Consider the following 14,989-nt stretch of genomic DNA (forward strand, 5'->3'; position numbering starts at 1 on the left):
ATGCGTTGGCTGCCTTTGAAAAATGGGCCGAAGGCGTGCTCTGATTCGCTTTTGTTCCCCGTATAAAAGCAGGCTTCGGCCTGCTTTTTTTGTTTGGGAGGCTGATAAATACAGACCGTTCTTAAAACTGAGCGGGCGATCAGTAATTCCCTCTGTTTGTTCGGGTTGGCTAAAAAACAGTCAAATATGAACCTGCGATATCTTTCTTGTTAATGACAATTGTTGTTTAATTAGCGCCTTTTTTAGCTAGGGACCCTCTGAATAATTCTGCACAGCTCTGCGCGAGTCCTGCAGGTTGTCAGAACAAGGCGGCGAATGCAGCGGAATGGCTGGCCCTTTCCAAATTCGCCAACACCGTTATGGCGGCCTGCAGGCCGCGCCCAACGGGGAAGACAGGGCATTGCTGACTCTGTGTCGCTGATTTTTGACTTGACCCGTCAGGCCTGCAAATCAGCTTCGTGATTCAGCGTCGCCCTGTCATCCAGAGCGGGCACCGGGTTATTCAGAGGGTCCCTGAGGCCCCTTTGAATAACTCTGCAAATCCGCTTCGTGATTCAGCGTCGCTCAGCCATCCAGAGCAGGCACCGGGTTTTTCAGAGGGTCCCTGGACACTTTTTAATTAGTCAACTTCGGCTGTTACATCATGGCACTTTTTGTTCAGAAATACGGCGGTACATCGGTCGGTACGGTAGAGCGTATCGAAGCGGTTGCCGACAAGGTGAAATCCTTCCAGGACGCAGGCCATCAGGTGGTCGTAACGGTCTCGGCGATGAGCGGCGAAACCAACCGCTTGATCGGTTTGGCCAATGCAATTTCTGATAACCCGACGCCGCGTGAAATGGACGTGCTGGTGTCTACCGGCGAGCAGGTCACCATTGCCTTGTTGGCCATGGCCTTGCAAAAGCGCGGCGTTAACGCCCGTTCCTACACCGGCTGGCAGGTAGGCATTAAAACCGACAGCTCCTTTATGAAAGCCCGCATCGAAGACATCGATACGGTTTCCATGCGCGAACAGCTGGACGCTGGCGGTGTGGTGATTGTGGCCGGTTTCCAGGGTATTGATGACGACAACAACATCACCACGCTGGGCCGTGGCGGTTCAGACACAACCGGTGTTGCGTTGGCCGCTGCTCTGGGTGCTGACGAGTGTCAGATTTATACCGATGTGGATGGTGTGTACACCACCGACCCGCGCGTTGTTCCGTCTGCCAAGCGGATGGAGAAGGTGACGTTCGAGGAAATGCTGGAAATGGCCAGCCTCGGCTCCAAGGTATTGCAGATCCGCTCGGTAGAATTTGCCGGTAAATACAAGGTTCCTCTGCGCGTGCTTTCCACATTCAAGGAAGGCAACGGCACACTGATCACAATGGAGGAGAACAGCTCCGTGGAAAATCCAGTTATCTCAGGCATCGCCTTTAACCGTGACGAAGCCAAACTGACCATCAAGGGCGTGCCGGATGTACCGGGTGTGGCCTCAAAGATTCTTGGCCCTGTTAGCGACGCCAATGTTGAAGTCGATATGATCGTTCAGAACGTATCGGAAGACGGCACCACCGACTTCACCTTTACCGTACATCGTAACGATTACGCCAAAGCCAAGACCATTCTGGAAAACACCGGAGCAGAACTGAAAGCCCGTCACGTGATTGGCACCGACGATATCTGCAAGGTATCCATGGTGGGCGTGGGCATGCGTAGCCATGCCGGTGTTGCCAGCAAAATGTTCAAGGTGCTGGCGGACGAGAACATCAACATTCTTGCGATCACCACGTCTGAGATCAAAATCTCTGTGGTAATCGCTGAGAAGTATCTGGAGTTGGCTGTACGTGCACTGCACTCAGCTTTTGGCCTGGACGCCGAAGAAGAGACACAGGTTCCTTCCTGAGCCTCTTCGATTTTTACAAACGGGGGAAACTTCCTGTCAGGAAGGACCCCTAAGAACCAATAGTTCTCAATTTTCGGTGATTTTTCTGACCACGATAGGATCAATGGTCAATACTGAATAATGAAGAGAACGGGCTCAGCGCCATAGCACCCTAGAACTAATAAACAGGATTTCAGGAGCAACCCTATGCTTATTCTTACCCGTCGCGTAGGCGAGACATTGATGGTCGGTGACGATGTGACAGTGACCGTACTGGGCGTCAAAGGCAATCAGGTACGTATTGGTGTTAACGCACCAAAAGAAGTAGCTGTGCATCGCGAGGAAATTTACCAACGTATCCAACGAGAGAAAGACGGTGGTGATCCGAACGGTAACTACTAAATTTTTGTTTTTCTTATAAATTTCTCTTGGCAAGACGAAAAAACGTGGTAATATGCGCGCCGTGTTGAGGAGAGATGGCCGAGTGGCTGAAGGCGCACCCCTGCTAAGGGTGTATAGGTTTATACCCTATCGAGGGTTCGAATCCCTCTCTCTCCGCCACGTTTTTTCTACCCCGGTAGATAGCGTAAAAAAAGTGTTGACTCTTTAAGAATTATCACTAAAATACGCGCCCCACGATACGCGCTCGTAGCTCAGCTGGATAGAGTACCTGGCTACGAACCAGGCGGTCGGAGGTTCGAATCCTCCCGAGCGCGCCATTCAATACCTCATTGAATGCGAACATATCGTGAACAATTTGATGCGCGCTCGTAGCTCAGCTGGATAGAGTACCTGGCTACGAACCAGGCGGTCGGAGGTTCGAATCCTCCCGAGCGCGCCACTCAAATTCCTCTTGTTATACCTCCGAAAGAAAATAATCCCAGTACGTATACAAAAATCTCCGACAAGCGACGGAGGTGAGAAGCTCCTTGGGTTCGCTTCGAGCGTAGCGAGAAAACGTCGGAGGAACGACGACGGCCCGCAGGGCGCAGTAATCCTCCCGAGCGCGCCACTCAAATTCCTCTTGTTATACCTCTGAAAGAAAATAATCCCAGTACGTATATAAAAATCTCCGACAAGTGACGGCTTTCTGATTTATCGCTGTTGTCACCTTACTTTCTTGTTTCCATCCCCTTTATTATTTTCCAACCCTGTCCTGTTTTCAGGCCACTGCCTTATAGCCAAAGTGCCGAGCTGCGGTTACACCCGGCTTTTCGAAAAACTAACGGCTGTTCAAGCGTCTGTCAGCTTTGCCTCGAACCATTGTTTCAGCTCGTCGAATCGTTCCGGTGGAAAGCAGGGAATGCCGTTGGCGGTTAGTAAAGCGGCTGTCGCTCCCTGATACGGCGTTAGCGTGCCGCTGAAGCTGCCGTCATAGGTGCTATCCGAGCCACAAGACGGAGAGCGGCTTGCCAGCAAGGCAGCAACCGCTCCGTGCTGACGGGCACTGTCCAGCGCTCGTTGTGCGCCTTCTACAAAGGCATCGGTGACGTCCTGCTGGTCGTTGGTGATGATGCGTGCGGCTCCAGCCAGTACAGCAGCACCGTTGCCTCCGGTAATTTCGGCCGCTGGCCGTGGCGTTGGCAGGCCTCCCATCAGCTCCGGGCACACCGGGACAATTAATCCGCGTTGTTGCCACTGGTTAATGGTTTGCTGAACCGAGGCAACCTTGCTGTCGTTGGCTTTGCCGTCATACCGTACGGGTTCTCCCAGTAAACAGGCGGAAACCAGCAGTTTCATGGCTGACTCCTGTGGGTATCGGAGGAGTCCGCGGATGAAGGTTTGCGCGCCATCACATGAATATAGCGGCCTAACAGTCGATAGGGGTCTTTCAGACCAAATTCCAGATCGGCATCCTGCACACTTTGTTGGCCAATACGCTCACGGATTTTCTGGTGCATATGGTCGTGGATGCAGCGGATGCCGCGCCAGCGCACAATCTCAAAGCCTTGTTGTTCCAACGCCTGCATCACGGCCTGCGGGTCCAGCGGATGCTGTGGCGCATTGCCTTCCTTGCGTAAGCGGTCGGTTGCTCCTTGTGGGGCGTGGGTGCGGCCATTCATCAGCTGTCGCCATTCGTGGCCGTGAAGGTTGTAAAACATCAATGACAGCCAACCGCCGTCGCGGACATGCCGGGTAATGGTCGGCAGCTCTTGCAATGGGGCTTCCAGCCATTCCAGTACCGCGTGGTTCATCACCAGGTCAAATGGGCCTTGTAACTGTTGTCCGGCGTCTTGCAATGGGCAACACACCGCGTGCAGAGGCTGCTGGGCGTCATTAAAGGCACTACGGGCATGGCGAATCATTTCTTCAGACAGGTCACACAGCTGAATGTCAGCACCTTGTTTGGCCAGCTGAAGGGCAAATTGCCCCTGGCCACCGCCGAGGTCGAGTACCCGTTTGCCCTCTAGTGGAATCTTCAGATCCTGAAAATCCTGCTGCAAGGCAGCCAGACGCAGCTGACCTTTGGGGGTGTCATAAATGGTGCGCCGAAAACGTCCGGCAATGTCGTCGAAATTGCGGTCTGGCTGGCGTTCGCCGCTGTGCAGTTCTGGTCGGGTGGTCATCGTATTCTCCGCTTGGCCCGGCAGTGTATCGACCTCTCCGGGAGGTGGGAATCTTCGTATTTTGTCGCTGGCGTCTGATATCACTGCCACAAGCAAAATGTGCCAGAAGTTCTACACTTTTTGGGTGGAACACAGGATTGCCATTGTTATGACCCATGTTAGCGGGGATTCATCCAGCGAAAATACCTCAACGACGCCTGATCGCACGATCGCCCGTGAATCCGATTGGCTGTGTGGCGATGAGGCACAGCTGTGCCGTTTTCAGCAGGAATTGATCACCCTTCGGCAGCAAGTGACCCGGGACCCTCTGACGCAGCTGAATAATGTGCGCTACCTGTTGGAGGCCATTGATCGCGAAACCGAGCGCACCGAGCGTTCAGGTTTACCTACCTGCCTGATGATGGTCGATCTGGATCACTTCAAGCAGGTGAACGACACCTGGGGCCACGAGGCAGGTAACCGGGTACTGGTCGCCACGGCCCGGGTGATTCGGGAAAGTACTCGCAAGTTGGATATTCAATGCCGTTACGGCGGTGAAGAATTTGCGATTGTGCTTCCAACCACGTCGTTGATGGCAGCCCGGCCGGTTGCGGAACGAATTCGGGAAAACATTGCCGGTTTGTCGTTTGACGAACAGGAGCAAACCTTTACCGTGACGGCCAGCATTGGCATTGCCATGGTCGAACAGGGCGAGGGTTTGCAGGTCAGTGAGTTTATTGAGCGCGCGGACGCCGAGTTGTATCGGGCCAAGGAAAGTGGCCGTAATCGGGTCTGTGTTATGCGTGAATCATTGGCTGACAGCCATGTGAACGAAGATGAAAAAGACCTGATGTGGAGCCTGTTCGGCGGTGATCGTGATCAGGAAGGCGGTTACCAGGATGACTCTGACCCGGCAACAGGCAAATTCAGGTCAGACGCGTCCGATCCGTCGGCATCCGATTGGATGGCCGAGGACTGGGACGACGATTCGCCAAACTGATTCAACGTGGCTTGCGATTGCGCGTTAGCCAGCGATCGAATGAATTGGAAAACTGCTGCTTGTCGCGTTGATCAAATGCCGATGGCCCACCGCTTTGCATGCCGCTTGAGCGCATGGTTTCGTAAAAGTCCCGCATATTCAGACGCTGTTTAATGGTTTCCCGGCTGTAGGGTTCGCCGCGGGGATTGATGGCGTCCAGCCCCTTTTCCAATGCCTCTGCAGCCAGAGGAATGTCCTGCGTCACCAGCAGATCGCCCGCCTGGCAGCGTTCAATAATGGTGTGATCGGCAACGTCAAAACCGGAGGCCACGGAGAGCTTTTTGATCCATGGCGAATTCGGCAAGGGCAGTGGGTGGTTCGACACAAACCAGGTGGTGGTTTCGGTGCGATTGGCGGCCCGACAGATGACCTCGCGGACGACCGCTGGAATGGCATCGGCATCAATCCAGACTTCGGGCTGGCGTGTTTGCGGGGATTGTTCAGACATAGGGGTCTCTGACGGCGGCGATATTGCTGCGGCTATCATAGCCAAAAGCCGCCGCTTGTGCTGCCGTCAGTGTCGCCACCCCGTCAGCTGCTGTGATGTTTTTGAGTCGGGTATTTTTGTTGAGTAAATAGGCTTCAATTGTCGGGGTTTTGAATACGGGCGATTGGCATCGCTGACTGAATGGGCCAGTTCATCCACAGGCTGCTGTGTGATCAGGGCGTAACCGCAATGGCGCGGAAACAGCATGGGCATTCGCTCGTTGGTTTCACCTGTTGGGATGTGTGTTGCCACTTCGTCGGCGGGGTAAAATTCCTGCGCTGCTGCGAATACCGATGCTGCGCTGAAAAGCGGAGCGTCCAGCACATCGGTTTGCTGGCTGTGAATCAATCTTGCCACTGCGGAAGCCTGAACACCGCTGGACAAGAAACAAAAGGCCCAGCCGTGCCAGTGCTGGTTTTGATGTGCACCGTAGGCCAGTAAGGCCGCCGTTGAACGGCTGTCTGGAGCAATACCGTAATGGCACTGCAGGGATTCCAGCAGGTAATTGGATTGCCAGCGGGATTGGGCGAACAGCACATAGAGCGGTGCGTCGATGGCTTTCAGCTGTTCCAGCTGGGCGGCTAGCCCGGAGGGTGGCTGTGTGGCATTCGAAGGTGTGTCTAACGATCGTTCAACGGCCGTGTCGACGATCAAAATAATACCGATGTTTGTTTTTTTCATGGGTATATCTCGATCTGATTACCCGAATAACGCTATCGGAAGGCTGGCAGTGGGGCAAAGCGATGAACGGAATGACAGGATCGGATTGCCGTCAGGTACGACATATCAACCGCTAAGGACCCTCTGAATAACTCGGTGCCTGCTCTGGATGACAGGGCGAAGCTGAATCACGAAGCTGATTTGCAGGCCTGACGGGTCAAGTCAAAAATCAGCGACACAGAGTCAGCAATGCCCTGTCTTCCCCGTTGGGCGCGGCCTGCAGGCCGCCATAACGGCATTGGCGAATTTGGAAAGGGCCAGCCATTCCGCTGCATTCGCCGCCTTGTTCTGACAACCTGCAGGACTCGCGCAGAGCTGTGCAGAGTTATTCAGAGGGTCCTTAAGCTAATGCTGAGGTGTAAGTTGAGCTTGTAAGTAGAGTTATGAGTTGAGTTCGCCGCCAGTCAGTTCGCCAACCTGAGGGCTGGCGGCTGACTGACGGCGATGGAGCTGATGCGCTTAACCAGCGATGCCTCGAATAACAATGTACAGCAACGAGGGGCCCAGCAAGCAACCTAACGCGGTATAGAATGCTGCGGTCAGACAGCCATACGGCACCAGTTTGGGGTCGGTGGCGGCCAGTCCGGCGGCTACTCCGCTGGAAGTCCCCATCAAGCCACCAAAGATCACCGCAGTGCGGGAGTTGTTCAGGCCAATGTAAGGTGCCACAAACGGCGTGGCGATCATCACCAGAATCGACTTCACCAGACCGGCTGCAATCGACAGCGCCATGACTTCGGACGATGCACCAATGGCAGCCCCCGTCACCGGCCCCACAATGTAGGTGATGGCACCGGCACCAATGGTGGTCATGCTGACGGCGTCGGTATAACCAAACGCGGCGGCAATGCCGACCCCAGCCACAAATGAGGTGACAATCCCCATCACCAGCGCCATGACGCCGGCACTGCCGGCCCGTTTCAGCTCTTCGATATTGACCCCGAAACCGGTGGCGACAATGGCGAAATCCCGCAGCATGGTGCCGCCGAGAATGCCGATCCCCGACAGCAATGGCAGGTCGACAACGCCTTTCTGACCACCGCTGAACACACCACCCAGGTAGGCCATAAACAGACCCAGCATGATGGCAATGGCCGAGCCATGAACGCGGCCATTGGTAAATTTGCCAGAGGCCCAGTAGGAGAACCACATGGTGGCACCGATCACGGCAAATCCCGTCACCAGGCTGTATTTGGCGCTGACTTCAAGCATGGATTCGTACATAGCTCACCTCATTGACCTGTGCTGGTTTGGGCATGGTTGTTGTTATTGTTGGTGCTATGGCCTGTGGCAGGCGCATCGTCAGGGGCTTGTTGCTTGTCTGCGCCCATGCGGTCGAGTACCGGTACCAGTGCAAAGCTGAGTACCACGGCACTGACGCCAGCGGTAATGGCCATGGGCCCGCCGGTCAGTGCGCCGAGTACGTTTTGCTTGGCTGCCATGGCAACCACTACGGGAATGTAGATGGCGCTCCAGAATTCAATGCCCTGTTCGGTTTTGAGATTGAGGTAGCCGCGCTTTTGCAGGTAGCTGCCAGCGAGAATCAGCAGGATCATGGCGATACCGACACCGCCGACATTGGCCGGAATGCCGATCAGTTTGCCAAGTACCTGGCCTATGGTGATGCCCGTCAGGGTGCAGACGGACAAGAGTGCAACACCGTAAATAATCATGGTTCGTCTCCAGATATTGTTAAATTTATTACTGGTTGTGACTGATTGGTTGTGTGTACTGCTGGTTGTTTTCTTACTGTTGTTATTTTTCCGTCGTTATTTTTTGTTTTTGGCTCGGACCCGTTGGGGCCGAATATGAATCAACTCCTCCCTGTATGAATGCAATGCTGTGGAAAGTCCATAGCGCTTGCTGCTGGTTTGTTATTCGTTTTTTGCTCAGGCCAATTGCTGCAGATGCTCCAGTGAATGGTCGTTAACGGCGAGGCAACGAGCTTGTGCCATTGCCCGTCGGCTCAATGGGGTCAAGGTGCCGCCGGGGGGCATTTCAAACACGCAGGTGACACCACGTTCTGCCAACAGGCTATTGCAGTCGTGCCAGTGCACCTGCGAGGCCATGTTCCAGGCCAGATCGTGGCGAATGGCATCTGCGGTTGGCAGAAGCCGGGCACGGGCAGCACTGAGGTAACGGATCGATGGCCGGTTCATGGCGACGGTGGACAAGGCCTGTTGCAGTTGTTCGGCCTGCGGAGTCAACAAGTCGCAATGAGAGGGCACAGTGACGTCCAGTCGTCGACTGCTGCAATGGCCACCCTGTTTTAGCAAGCTCACGGTGCGCTCCATGGCGGTGTGAGCACCGGCAATCACAAACTGACTGTCGGAATTCAGGTTGGCCAGATACACGTCGTCGCCAGCTCGCCGTTGCTGCTGTAGTACGTGCTCCAGCGTTTGCTGGTGGGTATTCAGCAAGGCGGTCATGCCGTAGCCATCGGGGTAGGCCTGCTGCATCAGGTTGCCGCGCAGGGATACCAGTGTCAGGGCGTCGGTAAATTCCAGTACACCGGCAATCACCGCCGCGGGGTAGGCGCCGATCGACAGCCCTTGCACGTAATCTGGCTGAATACCCTGTTCAATCAGGGTTTCTGCCCAGATCACACCGCTGATGGTGAGGGCCAGCTGAACATTACGGGTGTGCTGAAAGGCGTCATGGTTATCCAGCGTGTGCAAGTGGCAGCCCAGAATCTGTTCGGCTTCGTCGATGCGGTGTTTTACCCGCTTGCTATCAGGCAGTGTTTGCAACATGCCAACTCGCTGGGCACCCTGGCCGGGGAAGCTGAATACGCGGCTCATGCGATGGCTCCCCTGGTTGTTGTGTTGGTTGTCGTGTTGGTTTTCGTGCCGGTTATTTGTGGCTGTACCTGTTTCTGGGCCTGTTTCTGGGGTTGGACTTGCTGCCATGGATTGGACGTCAGCACGGGCCCTGTGGCGGTTTTCAGCAGCAGCGTATGGCTGTCCGACAGCCACTCTTTCAGGGCGAATGCTCCAACCGGAGTTTCGATCTGGATATCCACCCGGCAAGCCTGTTGCCAACACAGCGTGTGCAGCGACTGCAATTGGGCAGGCGACAAGGGCAGTGGTGCACGGATTAACAGGTCGAGATCGCTGCTGTCAGTCAGTTGCTCAATGCCGGTCGCTAGCTCGAACCCCAGACTGCCGGTGACGCCCCAACTAACGCTGTTGTTTTGATGGCTGTTGTTTTGGTGGCTGAGATTATTCAGGCTGGTGGCCAATCCCTGCAGGGCCTGCCAAACCGGGTGATCGCCGGTTGCCATGCGTTGTTGTGCGGGGATTGCCAGCTGCTCGGGGGAGCGGCTTTCCAGCACTGCACCGGCTTCCAGCCAGGCGGCATACCGTTGCTGTTTGTTGGCACCCCGTAACCCCACCGGAATCAACCTTGCGCCCGTGTGTTCACACTCACGATGCAGCGCCCGGCGCACCACCGTCCAACCCGTTTGCACAGCGGTTTTTTTGGCCGCTGAGCCCTGTTGGCATGGACGATCAAACGACAGCCAAACAGGCAGCGGTTGCTGCGCGCTGATTGCGCGCAGTCCGGAGACGTCGAATCGCAGCAGGTCGTGAGGGTGAACGTTCATGGTTATGCTCCGGCGTTCCATTGCTCGGCCAGCATCTGGCGCACCCGCAGCGAGGCCTGACGGTTTTGGCCGTGTAAACGACGGCTCAAACCGCGAGGCTGCTTGAGGATGTCAGCTTGTGTGGTGCGCAAGGCCTGCTCCACCAAACTGGTATCCAGTTCACCCGGTGCTTCGTTTACGTCCGAATCACTGCTCGCCGGGCTTAACTCCAGCATGGTGTCGACCAGCCCTAATGAGGCATAGCTTTTCAGGTCGTAGGCCATTGGCGGCACAGATTGAGCCAGTACATCCAGCTCGTCTTCGGTCCGCATGGTGATACGGGCCGCAGCGGCTTTGCCCATGGCGTGTACCATCACGGCGTCATTGGCGAGGGTAAGGATACGGTCGGCCTGATAGCCATGTGCCAGAAACGCGCCAGACATGGCTTTGCCTACCAGCAGGGCAATGACCGGATGACCGGCCTGGCGGGCGCGGGCATAAGCACTGACTGACGCTGCCAATGCCTGATGAATACCCATGGCTTCTTCGCGGCGACCATAGGCCTGGCTTGGGGTATCGACAATGGCGACCAGGGTGCGTTTGCTGTCGCTGTGGGCGTCTTGCTCAATTACATCGTTAATGGCTTCGGCCAGGGCGATGCCTTCTTGCAGGCCGACTTCTCCCCGGCGCGCCCGTGGAAAGTGCGCTTGTGGGTTGGCGGTCACCAGCAGAAAACGACAGCTGTGGGCGCCCAGTTCGCCGTCGGCGATACGGACAGAATCAATCGGTGTGCTGATGCTCTGGCATTGCTTGGTCAGTGCTGCAAACCATTGCAGGCCTTTTGGGCTGATGAGAGTACTCATTGGTCATCTCCTTGTTGCAGAATCTGACGGGCGTAAGAGGGCGTCATGGGTTGATCCATATCGATGGCTTGCAGGGCGTCCTTGTGTTGCAGCCAGGCTTCGCTGGGATGCACCGCCGGCACGCCGGATGCCAGACACTGCACAACGGCGCTGCGAGTATCGCCGACGCTGCCCGATACCAGCTGATCAATCAGGCCACACTGAAAACGCTGTTCGCCACCGGTCAGGCCCCAGATCAGGCCACGGTCGCGGGAGTCGTATTCGTTCACACCGGCTTCCTGTTCGATCACCTGTGGGCCATTCAAGCCCAGGCGGCCTTCGCGGGTCATGATCAGGTAGCTGCACAGACCGGCACTGATCGACATGCCACCAAAGCAGCCAACCGGGCCGGTAATTACCGCCACCACGGGCTGCATTGCGCGCAGTTCAACAATGGCGGATTGAATATCGGCGATGGCGGCCAGCCCGAGGTTGGCTTCCTGCAGACGTACGCCGCCGGTTTCGAGTACCAGCACAGCGCTGGTGGGATTGCCGTTGCGGTTTTCCTCAATCGCCAATTCCAGCGCACCGGCGATTTTGGCACCGCCAACTTCGCCAAGGCTGCCACCCTGAAAGCTGCCTTCAATGGCGGCCACCAGGGTGTTTTGGCCGTTAATCTTGCCGCGGGCGATCACCACGCCGTCATCAAACTGGGGAACAACGCCCTGTTTTTCCAGCCACGGGGAGGTCAGGCGGTCAAACGGTGTCAGCAGTTCGTGCATGGTGCCTGGGTCCAGCAGGCTGCGAACCCGGTCGCGGGCGCTGAGGTCGGTAAAGCCGGTGGCTGCAGTGGTTTGTGGTTGCATTTGAGTGCTCATCTCACTGCTCCTGTTCTGAGTGGTGTTGCTGACCTGAGTGGTGTTGCTGGCCTGACGCCTGTTCGATGGCTTGCTCCAGTCGCAGGCGGACGACGCCCGGGGTGGCGGCAAAGTCGTGAATATCCATCCGCATGGCGGGCAGGCTGCGGGTGTTGGCAATCTGTTGTAGCAGCTGACGCCAGCGCACTTCGGCACCGCTGACAGAGGTCTGGATGTGGATGTCCAGCGTGTCCGAGCCTGGATTGGGTTCGATCATCACTTCCAGATCGCCGGAACCCACCTGGCCAACCAGTGCGCGTTGCAGCGGTTGTGGTGTGGCAGGCAGTTGTATGTGCAGGGTTTCCATGACGACTCCTTGTTATTGTTGGTCTGTCGTTGCCCAAACTGCGGGGGCATTGGATAAACGGGACGATGGGGTATCTGTATGCTGTGGATACAGACGATCGAGCAGCAGCGTGGCGGCCAGTAAATCCGCAGCACCGCCAGCGGACGCCCGTAAAGCCAGCAATTGTTGTTCGTAACGGCCAAAGCGAGCCTTGCCTGCACGACTGCCAAACCCTCCGTATTGGAGAATGTCGCGGGCTCCTTGCTGCATTTCCAACAGGCCTTCCATGCCCGCGCGGGACAGCACGCAGGTGTCGGTCAGCGACGACATGATCGCCAACAGGGCATTCAGGCGCGCAACGTCTTCGGTTTCTCCGTTGGCGCGACTGTTGCGCAATTCAGGTAAGGCCAGCTGGTGGATGTGTGGAAAGCCTTGCTGGGCTTCTTCGCGGGCTCCGGTCACCTTGTATTGGCGGCAAGCGGTCAGGCCTTTGCTGGGGTTTGCGTCAGACTTCGGCAAAGCCGGGTCGGTGATGCGGGCCAGGGCTGCAGCGTGTTGCAAGGTGTTGGTGATCGAGGATGTGTTGTTTTTCGAGCCTGCTTGGGCATCTGTTTGAGCAGCAGCGCACACCAGTAACCCCAAAGCCCAGATGGCCCCGCGATGAGTGTTGATGCCGGCGGTGGTGCGCAGCATGTCGGCTTCCGCCTGACGACCCAAAGCACCAAGTTGCATTCGCAGAGCCAGCCCCTGATAGCGTTCAGGTAACTCCGCCATGGCGGCAAACCAGGGCTGTAAAGTGGTGGCCGATGCCTGCATCAGCGACAACTGCATATCGCTGTGAGCGCCGTTTCCACGGCTGTCGACCAGCGCTGGTTTGGGTGCCAGCGCTGCTTCTTCGTGCAGTGCCCAGCAGGCCAACTGGCCCAGTTGATCGGGCGTGAGGCTGGATTTGGCCGTCGAAGTGCGGAGCGGATTGTTCCGTTGCAATGTGTTCATGATTACCAGCTCCGGAATTTGGCAGGTGGCTGGTACAGGCCGCCGGACATCTGTTCCAGCTCGCTGATGCTTTGCGCTGCCAGCAAGCTGCGTCTGGCGTCACTGCGGCGAATGCCAAGGTCTTCCGGATAGGCCACCAGACCGGCGGCACGCAGTCGTGCGGTTTCGGCGGGGTCCTGTTTCAGGCCCATTGGGGTAACACCAGCAATGGCGGCGATCATGGCGCGGCGCTGCTCCAGAGACTCGGCTTTGTAGACGTAGGCAATGCCTTCTTCGGTCAACACATGGGTGACGTCGCTGGCGTAAATCATCACCGGTGCCAGTGACATCTGGTAATCGCGGGCCATGGCCAAAGCGTCGAGTTCTTCAACCAGGGTTGGCTTGCTGCTGTCTTGCCAGGTTTCGACCATTTGAACGACCAGCTTGCGGCCTTTGGTCAGCAAGGCATCGTCCGGGCGCATGTCCAGCCAGGCTGGAGACGAGTGGCGGCGGCCGCCGGGATCATGGCCCATGTTTGGCGCACCGCCGAAGCCCGCCAGTCGACCACGGGTAACGGTGGAAGAGTTGCCATCCTGATCCACTTGCAAGGTCGAGCCAATGAACATATCGACGGCGTACTGGCCCGCCAGCTGACAGAAGGCGCGGTTGGAGCGCAGCGAGCCGTCTTTACCGGTGAAGAAAATATCCGGCCGAGCGGCAATGTAGTTTTCCATACCGAGCTCGGTGCCAAAGCAATGCACACTTTCGACCCAGCCGCTTTCAATGGCTGGAATCAGAGTGGGGTGCGGGTTCAGCGTCCAATGGCGGCAAATCTTGCCTTTCAGGCCCAGCTGTTCTCCGTAGGTGGGTAACAGCAGTTCGATGGCGGCGGTATTGAAGCCGATTCCATGGTTAAGGGATTGCACCTTGTGGCGCTCGTAAATGCCACGAATCGCCATCATGCCCATCAGCACATGCAGGTCGGTAATCAGTCGTGGGTCGCGGGTAAACAGGGGCTCAATGAAAAATGGCTGGTCGGCCTGCACCACGTAATCGACCCAGGACGCCGGAATATCAACACGAGGCAGGTCGCTGACGTCGTCGACAATTTCGTTCACCTGAAATATCACAATGCCATCGCGGAAAGCGGCGGCCTCGGCCAGTGCCGGGGTGTCTTCGGTGCTGGGGCCGGTGTAGATATTGCCTTCGCGGTCGGCGGTAAAACCGGCCAGCAGCGCCACTCTTGGGGTCAGGTCAACAAACAGACGGGCGTACAGCTCGATGTAGGTATGAATCGCGCCGACTTCCAGCAAGCCATCTTCCATCAGCTGGCCAATACGCAGGCTTTGCGGACCTGAGAATGAGAAGTCGAGTTTGCGGGCAATGCCATTTTCAAACAGGTCCAGGTGCTCCGGGCGGCCGACGCTTGGCATCAGCATGTGCAGGTTATTTACCTTGTCGGGGTTCAGGCTGCCGAGTGAACGCGACAGAAAATCCGCCTGTTTCTGGTTGTTGCCTTCCAGCACCACACGGTCGCCGGGTTTGATCAGGCGCTCCAGCGCCTTGCAGATATCCCCGGTGTCGATGATCACACCGTCGACCAGGTTGGCGATGCTGTCTTTGCGTTGTTGGGTGTCACTTCTTCGGGTCGACCACTGGGAGTGGCTGTCAGCACAGGCCTGCATGGGAACGTCCTCTGGTTGTTATTTTTCTTCGACGATAGGCCTGCG

The 14,989-nt window shown here is 56.6% G+C and carries 16 protein-coding genes, 3 tRNA genes and 1 other RNA gene; 7 read left to right on the forward strand and 13 right to left on the reverse strand.

Annotation, left to right across the window (positions count from 1 at the left end):
* Nucleotides 1-643: 643 nt before the first annotated feature.
* The 6 genes from G516_RS0118800 to G516_RS24540 all read left to right on the forward strand — a co-directional run bounded on the left by G516_RS0118800 (nt 644) and on the right by G516_RS24540 (nt 2,876).
* Nucleotides 644-1,885 (forward strand): aspartate kinase, encoded by a 1,242-nt coding sequence (locus G516_RS0118800; protein WP_028294959.1) that lies wholly within the window; start codon nt 644-646, stop codon nt 1,883-1,885.
* Between the two features lie 186 nt (nt 1,886-2,071).
* Entirely contained in the window at nt 2,072-2,266 is a 195-nt protein-coding gene (gene csrA, locus G516_RS0118805) for a carbon storage regulator CsrA (RefSeq protein ID WP_028294960.1), read from the forward strand.
* 68 nt (nt 2,267-2,334) lie between these two features.
* Nucleotides 2,335-2,425, forward strand: a tRNA-Ser gene (locus G516_RS0118810).
* An 81-nt stretch (nt 2,426-2,506) separates the two neighbouring features.
* A tRNA-Arg gene (locus tag G516_RS0118815) sits at nt 2,507-2,583 on the forward strand.
* A gap of 45 nt (nt 2,584-2,628) precedes the next feature.
* Nucleotides 2,629-2,705 (forward strand) — tRNA-Arg (locus tag G516_RS0118820).
* A gap of 56 nt (nt 2,706-2,761) precedes the next feature.
* A non-coding RNA gene (locus G516_RS24540) (RtT sRNA) lies at nt 2,762-2,876 on the forward strand.
* A gap of 221 nt (nt 2,877-3,097) precedes the next feature.
* Here G516_RS24540 and G516_RS0118825 read toward each other — a convergent pair.
* Both G516_RS0118825 and G516_RS0118830 read right to left on the reverse strand, forming a co-directional pair.
* Nucleotides 3,098-3,604 (reverse strand): DUF523 domain-containing protein, encoded by a 507-nt coding sequence (locus G516_RS0118825; RefSeq protein ID WP_028294961.1) that lies wholly within the window; start codon nt 3,602-3,604, stop codon nt 3,098-3,100.
* The gene (locus G516_RS0118830) at nt 3,601-4,431 is read right to left on the reverse strand and encodes a methyltransferase domain-containing protein (protein ID WP_051219618.1); all 831 of its coding nucleotides are present in this window, start codon (nt 4,429-4,431) and stop codon (nt 3,601-3,603) included. The genes G516_RS0118825 and G516_RS0118830 overlap by 4 nt, the downstream gene beginning before the upstream one ends.
* Before the next feature lie 148 nt (nt 4,432-4,579).
* On the opposite strand from G516_RS0118830, the gene G516_RS23330 reads away from it, so the two are divergent.
* Nucleotides 4,580-5,410, forward strand: coding sequence for a GGDEF domain-containing protein (locus G516_RS23330; protein ID WP_084645231.1), 831 nt, complete (start codon nt 4,580-4,582; stop codon nt 5,408-5,410).
* A 1-nt stretch (nt 5,411) separates the two neighbouring features.
* On the opposite strand, the gene G516_RS0118840 is transcribed toward G516_RS23330, so the two are convergent.
* The 11 genes from G516_RS0118840 to mdcA all read right to left on the reverse strand — a co-directional run bounded on the left by G516_RS0118840 (nt 5,412) and on the right by mdcA (nt 14,944).
* Nucleotides 5,412-5,897, reverse strand: coding sequence for a YaiI/YqxD family protein (locus G516_RS0118840; protein ID WP_051219619.1), 486 nt, complete (start codon nt 5,895-5,897; stop codon nt 5,412-5,414).
* 66 nt (nt 5,898-5,963) lie between these two features.
* On the reverse strand, nt 5,964-6,617 hold the full coding sequence (locus G516_RS0118845) for a hypothetical protein (protein WP_028294964.1): 654 nt from the start codon (nt 6,615-6,617) through the stop codon (nt 5,964-5,966).
* 498 nt (nt 6,618-7,115) lie between these two features.
* Nucleotides 7,116-7,880, reverse strand: a complete 765-nt coding sequence (gene madM / locus G516_RS0118850) for a malonate transporter subunit MadM (RefSeq protein ID WP_028294965.1) — start codon at nt 7,878-7,880, stop codon at nt 7,116-7,118.
* 8 nt (nt 7,881-7,888) lie between these two features.
* Entirely contained in the window at nt 7,889-8,329 is a 441-nt protein-coding gene (madL, locus tag G516_RS23335; protein ID WP_051219620.1) for a malonate transporter subunit MadL, read from the reverse strand.
* Nucleotides 8,330-8,545: 216 nt separating this feature from the next.
* Nucleotides 8,546-9,457 (reverse strand): ACP S-malonyltransferase, encoded by a 912-nt coding sequence (locus G516_RS0118860; RefSeq protein WP_028294966.1) that lies wholly within the window; start codon nt 9,455-9,457, stop codon nt 8,546-8,548.
* Nucleotides 9,454-10,260, reverse strand: coding sequence for a malonate decarboxylase holo-ACP synthase (locus G516_RS24180; protein WP_051219621.1), 807 nt, complete (start codon nt 10,258-10,260; stop codon nt 9,454-9,456). Before G516_RS24180 ends, G516_RS0118860 begins: the two co-directional genes overlap by 4 nt.
* A 2-nt stretch (nt 10,261-10,262) precedes the next feature.
* The gene (mdcE, locus tag G516_RS0118870) at nt 10,263-11,102 is read right to left on the reverse strand and encodes a biotin-independent malonate decarboxylase subunit gamma (protein WP_028294967.1); all 840 of its coding nucleotides are present in this window, start codon (nt 11,100-11,102) and stop codon (nt 10,263-10,265) included.
* Nucleotides 11,099-11,959: a biotin-independent malonate decarboxylase subunit beta gene (locus G516_RS0118875; protein WP_211225149.1), complete on the reverse strand. Its 861-nt coding sequence runs from the start codon at nt 11,957-11,959 to the stop codon at nt 11,099-11,101. The genes mdcE and G516_RS0118875 overlap by 4 nt, the downstream gene beginning before the upstream one ends.
* Before the next feature lies 1 nt (nt 11,960).
* On the reverse strand, nt 11,961-12,305 hold the full coding sequence (gene mdcC / locus G516_RS23345; protein ID WP_051219622.1) for a malonate decarboxylase acyl carrier protein: 345 nt from the start codon (nt 12,303-12,305) through the stop codon (nt 11,961-11,963).
* Nucleotides 12,306-12,317: 12 nt separating this feature from the next.
* On the reverse strand, nt 12,318-13,280 hold the full coding sequence (locus G516_RS23350; RefSeq protein WP_051219623.1) for a triphosphoribosyl-dephospho-CoA synthase: 963 nt from the start codon (nt 13,278-13,280) through the stop codon (nt 12,318-12,320).
* 2 nt (nt 13,281-13,282) lie between these two features.
* Nucleotides 13,283-14,944 carry a malonate decarboxylase subunit alpha gene (mdcA, locus tag G516_RS0118890; protein WP_028294969.1) on the reverse strand — a complete coding sequence of 554 codons (1,662 nt, stop codon included), beginning with the start codon at nt 14,942-14,944 and terminating at the stop codon, nt 13,283-13,285.
* Nucleotides 14,945-14,989: the final 45 nt, after the last annotated feature.

Source organism: Oceanobacter kriegii DSM 6294 (genome assembly GCF_000422845.1).
Classification (GTDB): Bacteria; Pseudomonadota; Gammaproteobacteria; order Pseudomonadales; family Oceanobacteraceae; genus Oceanobacter; species Oceanobacter kriegii.

What these genes read in the sequence shown, in the direction of transcription:
- G516_RS0118800 (WP_028294959.1), top strand. Translation starts at nt 644, where the DNA reads ATGGCACTTTTTGTTCAGAAATACGGCGGTACATCGGTCGGTACGGTA.
- madM (WP_028294965.1), bottom strand. Translation starts at nt 7,880, where the DNA reads ATGTACGAATCCATGCTTGAAGTCAGCGCCAAATACAGCCTGGTGACG.
- G516_RS0118860 (WP_028294966.1), bottom strand. Translation starts at nt 9,457, where the DNA reads ATGAGCCGCGTATTCAGCTTCCCCGGCCAGGGTGCCCAGCGAGTTGGC.
- mdcC (WP_051219622.1), bottom strand. Translation starts at nt 12,305, where the DNA reads ATGGAAACCCTGCACATACAACTGCCTGCCACACCACAACCGCTGCAA.
- G516_RS0118875 (WP_211225149.1), bottom strand. Translation starts at nt 11,959, where the DNA reads ATGAGCACTCAAATGCAACCACAAACCACTGCAGCCACCGGCTTTACC.
- mdcA (WP_028294969.1), bottom strand. Translation starts at nt 14,944, where the DNA reads ATGCAGGCCTGTGCTGACAGCCACTCCCAGTGGTCGACCCGAAGAAGT.
- G516_RS0118830 (WP_051219618.1), bottom strand. Translation starts at nt 4,431, where the DNA reads ATGACCACCCGACCAGAACTGCACAGCGGCGAACGCCAGCCAGACCGC.
- madL (WP_051219620.1), bottom strand. Translation starts at nt 8,329, where the DNA reads ATGATTATTTACGGTGTTGCACTCTTGTCCGTCTGCACCCTGACGGGC.
- G516_RS0118845 (WP_028294964.1), bottom strand. Translation starts at nt 6,617, where the DNA reads ATGAAAAAAACAAACATCGGTATTATTTTGATCGTCGACACGGCCGTT.
- csrA (WP_028294960.1), top strand. Translation starts at nt 2,072, where the DNA reads ATGCTTATTCTTACCCGTCGCGTAGGCGAGACATTGATGGTCGGTGAC.
- G516_RS0118840 (WP_051219619.1), bottom strand. Translation starts at nt 5,897, where the DNA reads ATGTCTGAACAATCCCCGCAAACACGCCAGCCCGAAGTCTGGATTGAT.
- G516_RS23350 (WP_051219623.1), bottom strand. Translation starts at nt 13,280, where the DNA reads ATGAACACATTGCAACGGAACAATCCGCTCCGCACTTCGACGGCCAAA.
- G516_RS24180 (WP_051219621.1), bottom strand. Translation starts at nt 10,260, where the DNA reads ATGAACGTTCACCCTCACGACCTGCTGCGATTCGACGTCTCCGGACTG.
- mdcE (WP_028294967.1), bottom strand. Translation starts at nt 11,102, where the DNA reads ATGAGTACTCTCATCAGCCCAAAAGGCCTGCAATGGTTTGCAGCACTG.
- G516_RS23330 (WP_084645231.1), top strand. Translation starts at nt 4,580, where the DNA reads ATGACCCATGTTAGCGGGGATTCATCCAGCGAAAATACCTCAACGACG.
- G516_RS0118825 (WP_028294961.1), bottom strand. Translation starts at nt 3,604, where the DNA reads ATGAAACTGCTGGTTTCCGCCTGTTTACTGGGAGAACCCGTACGGTAT.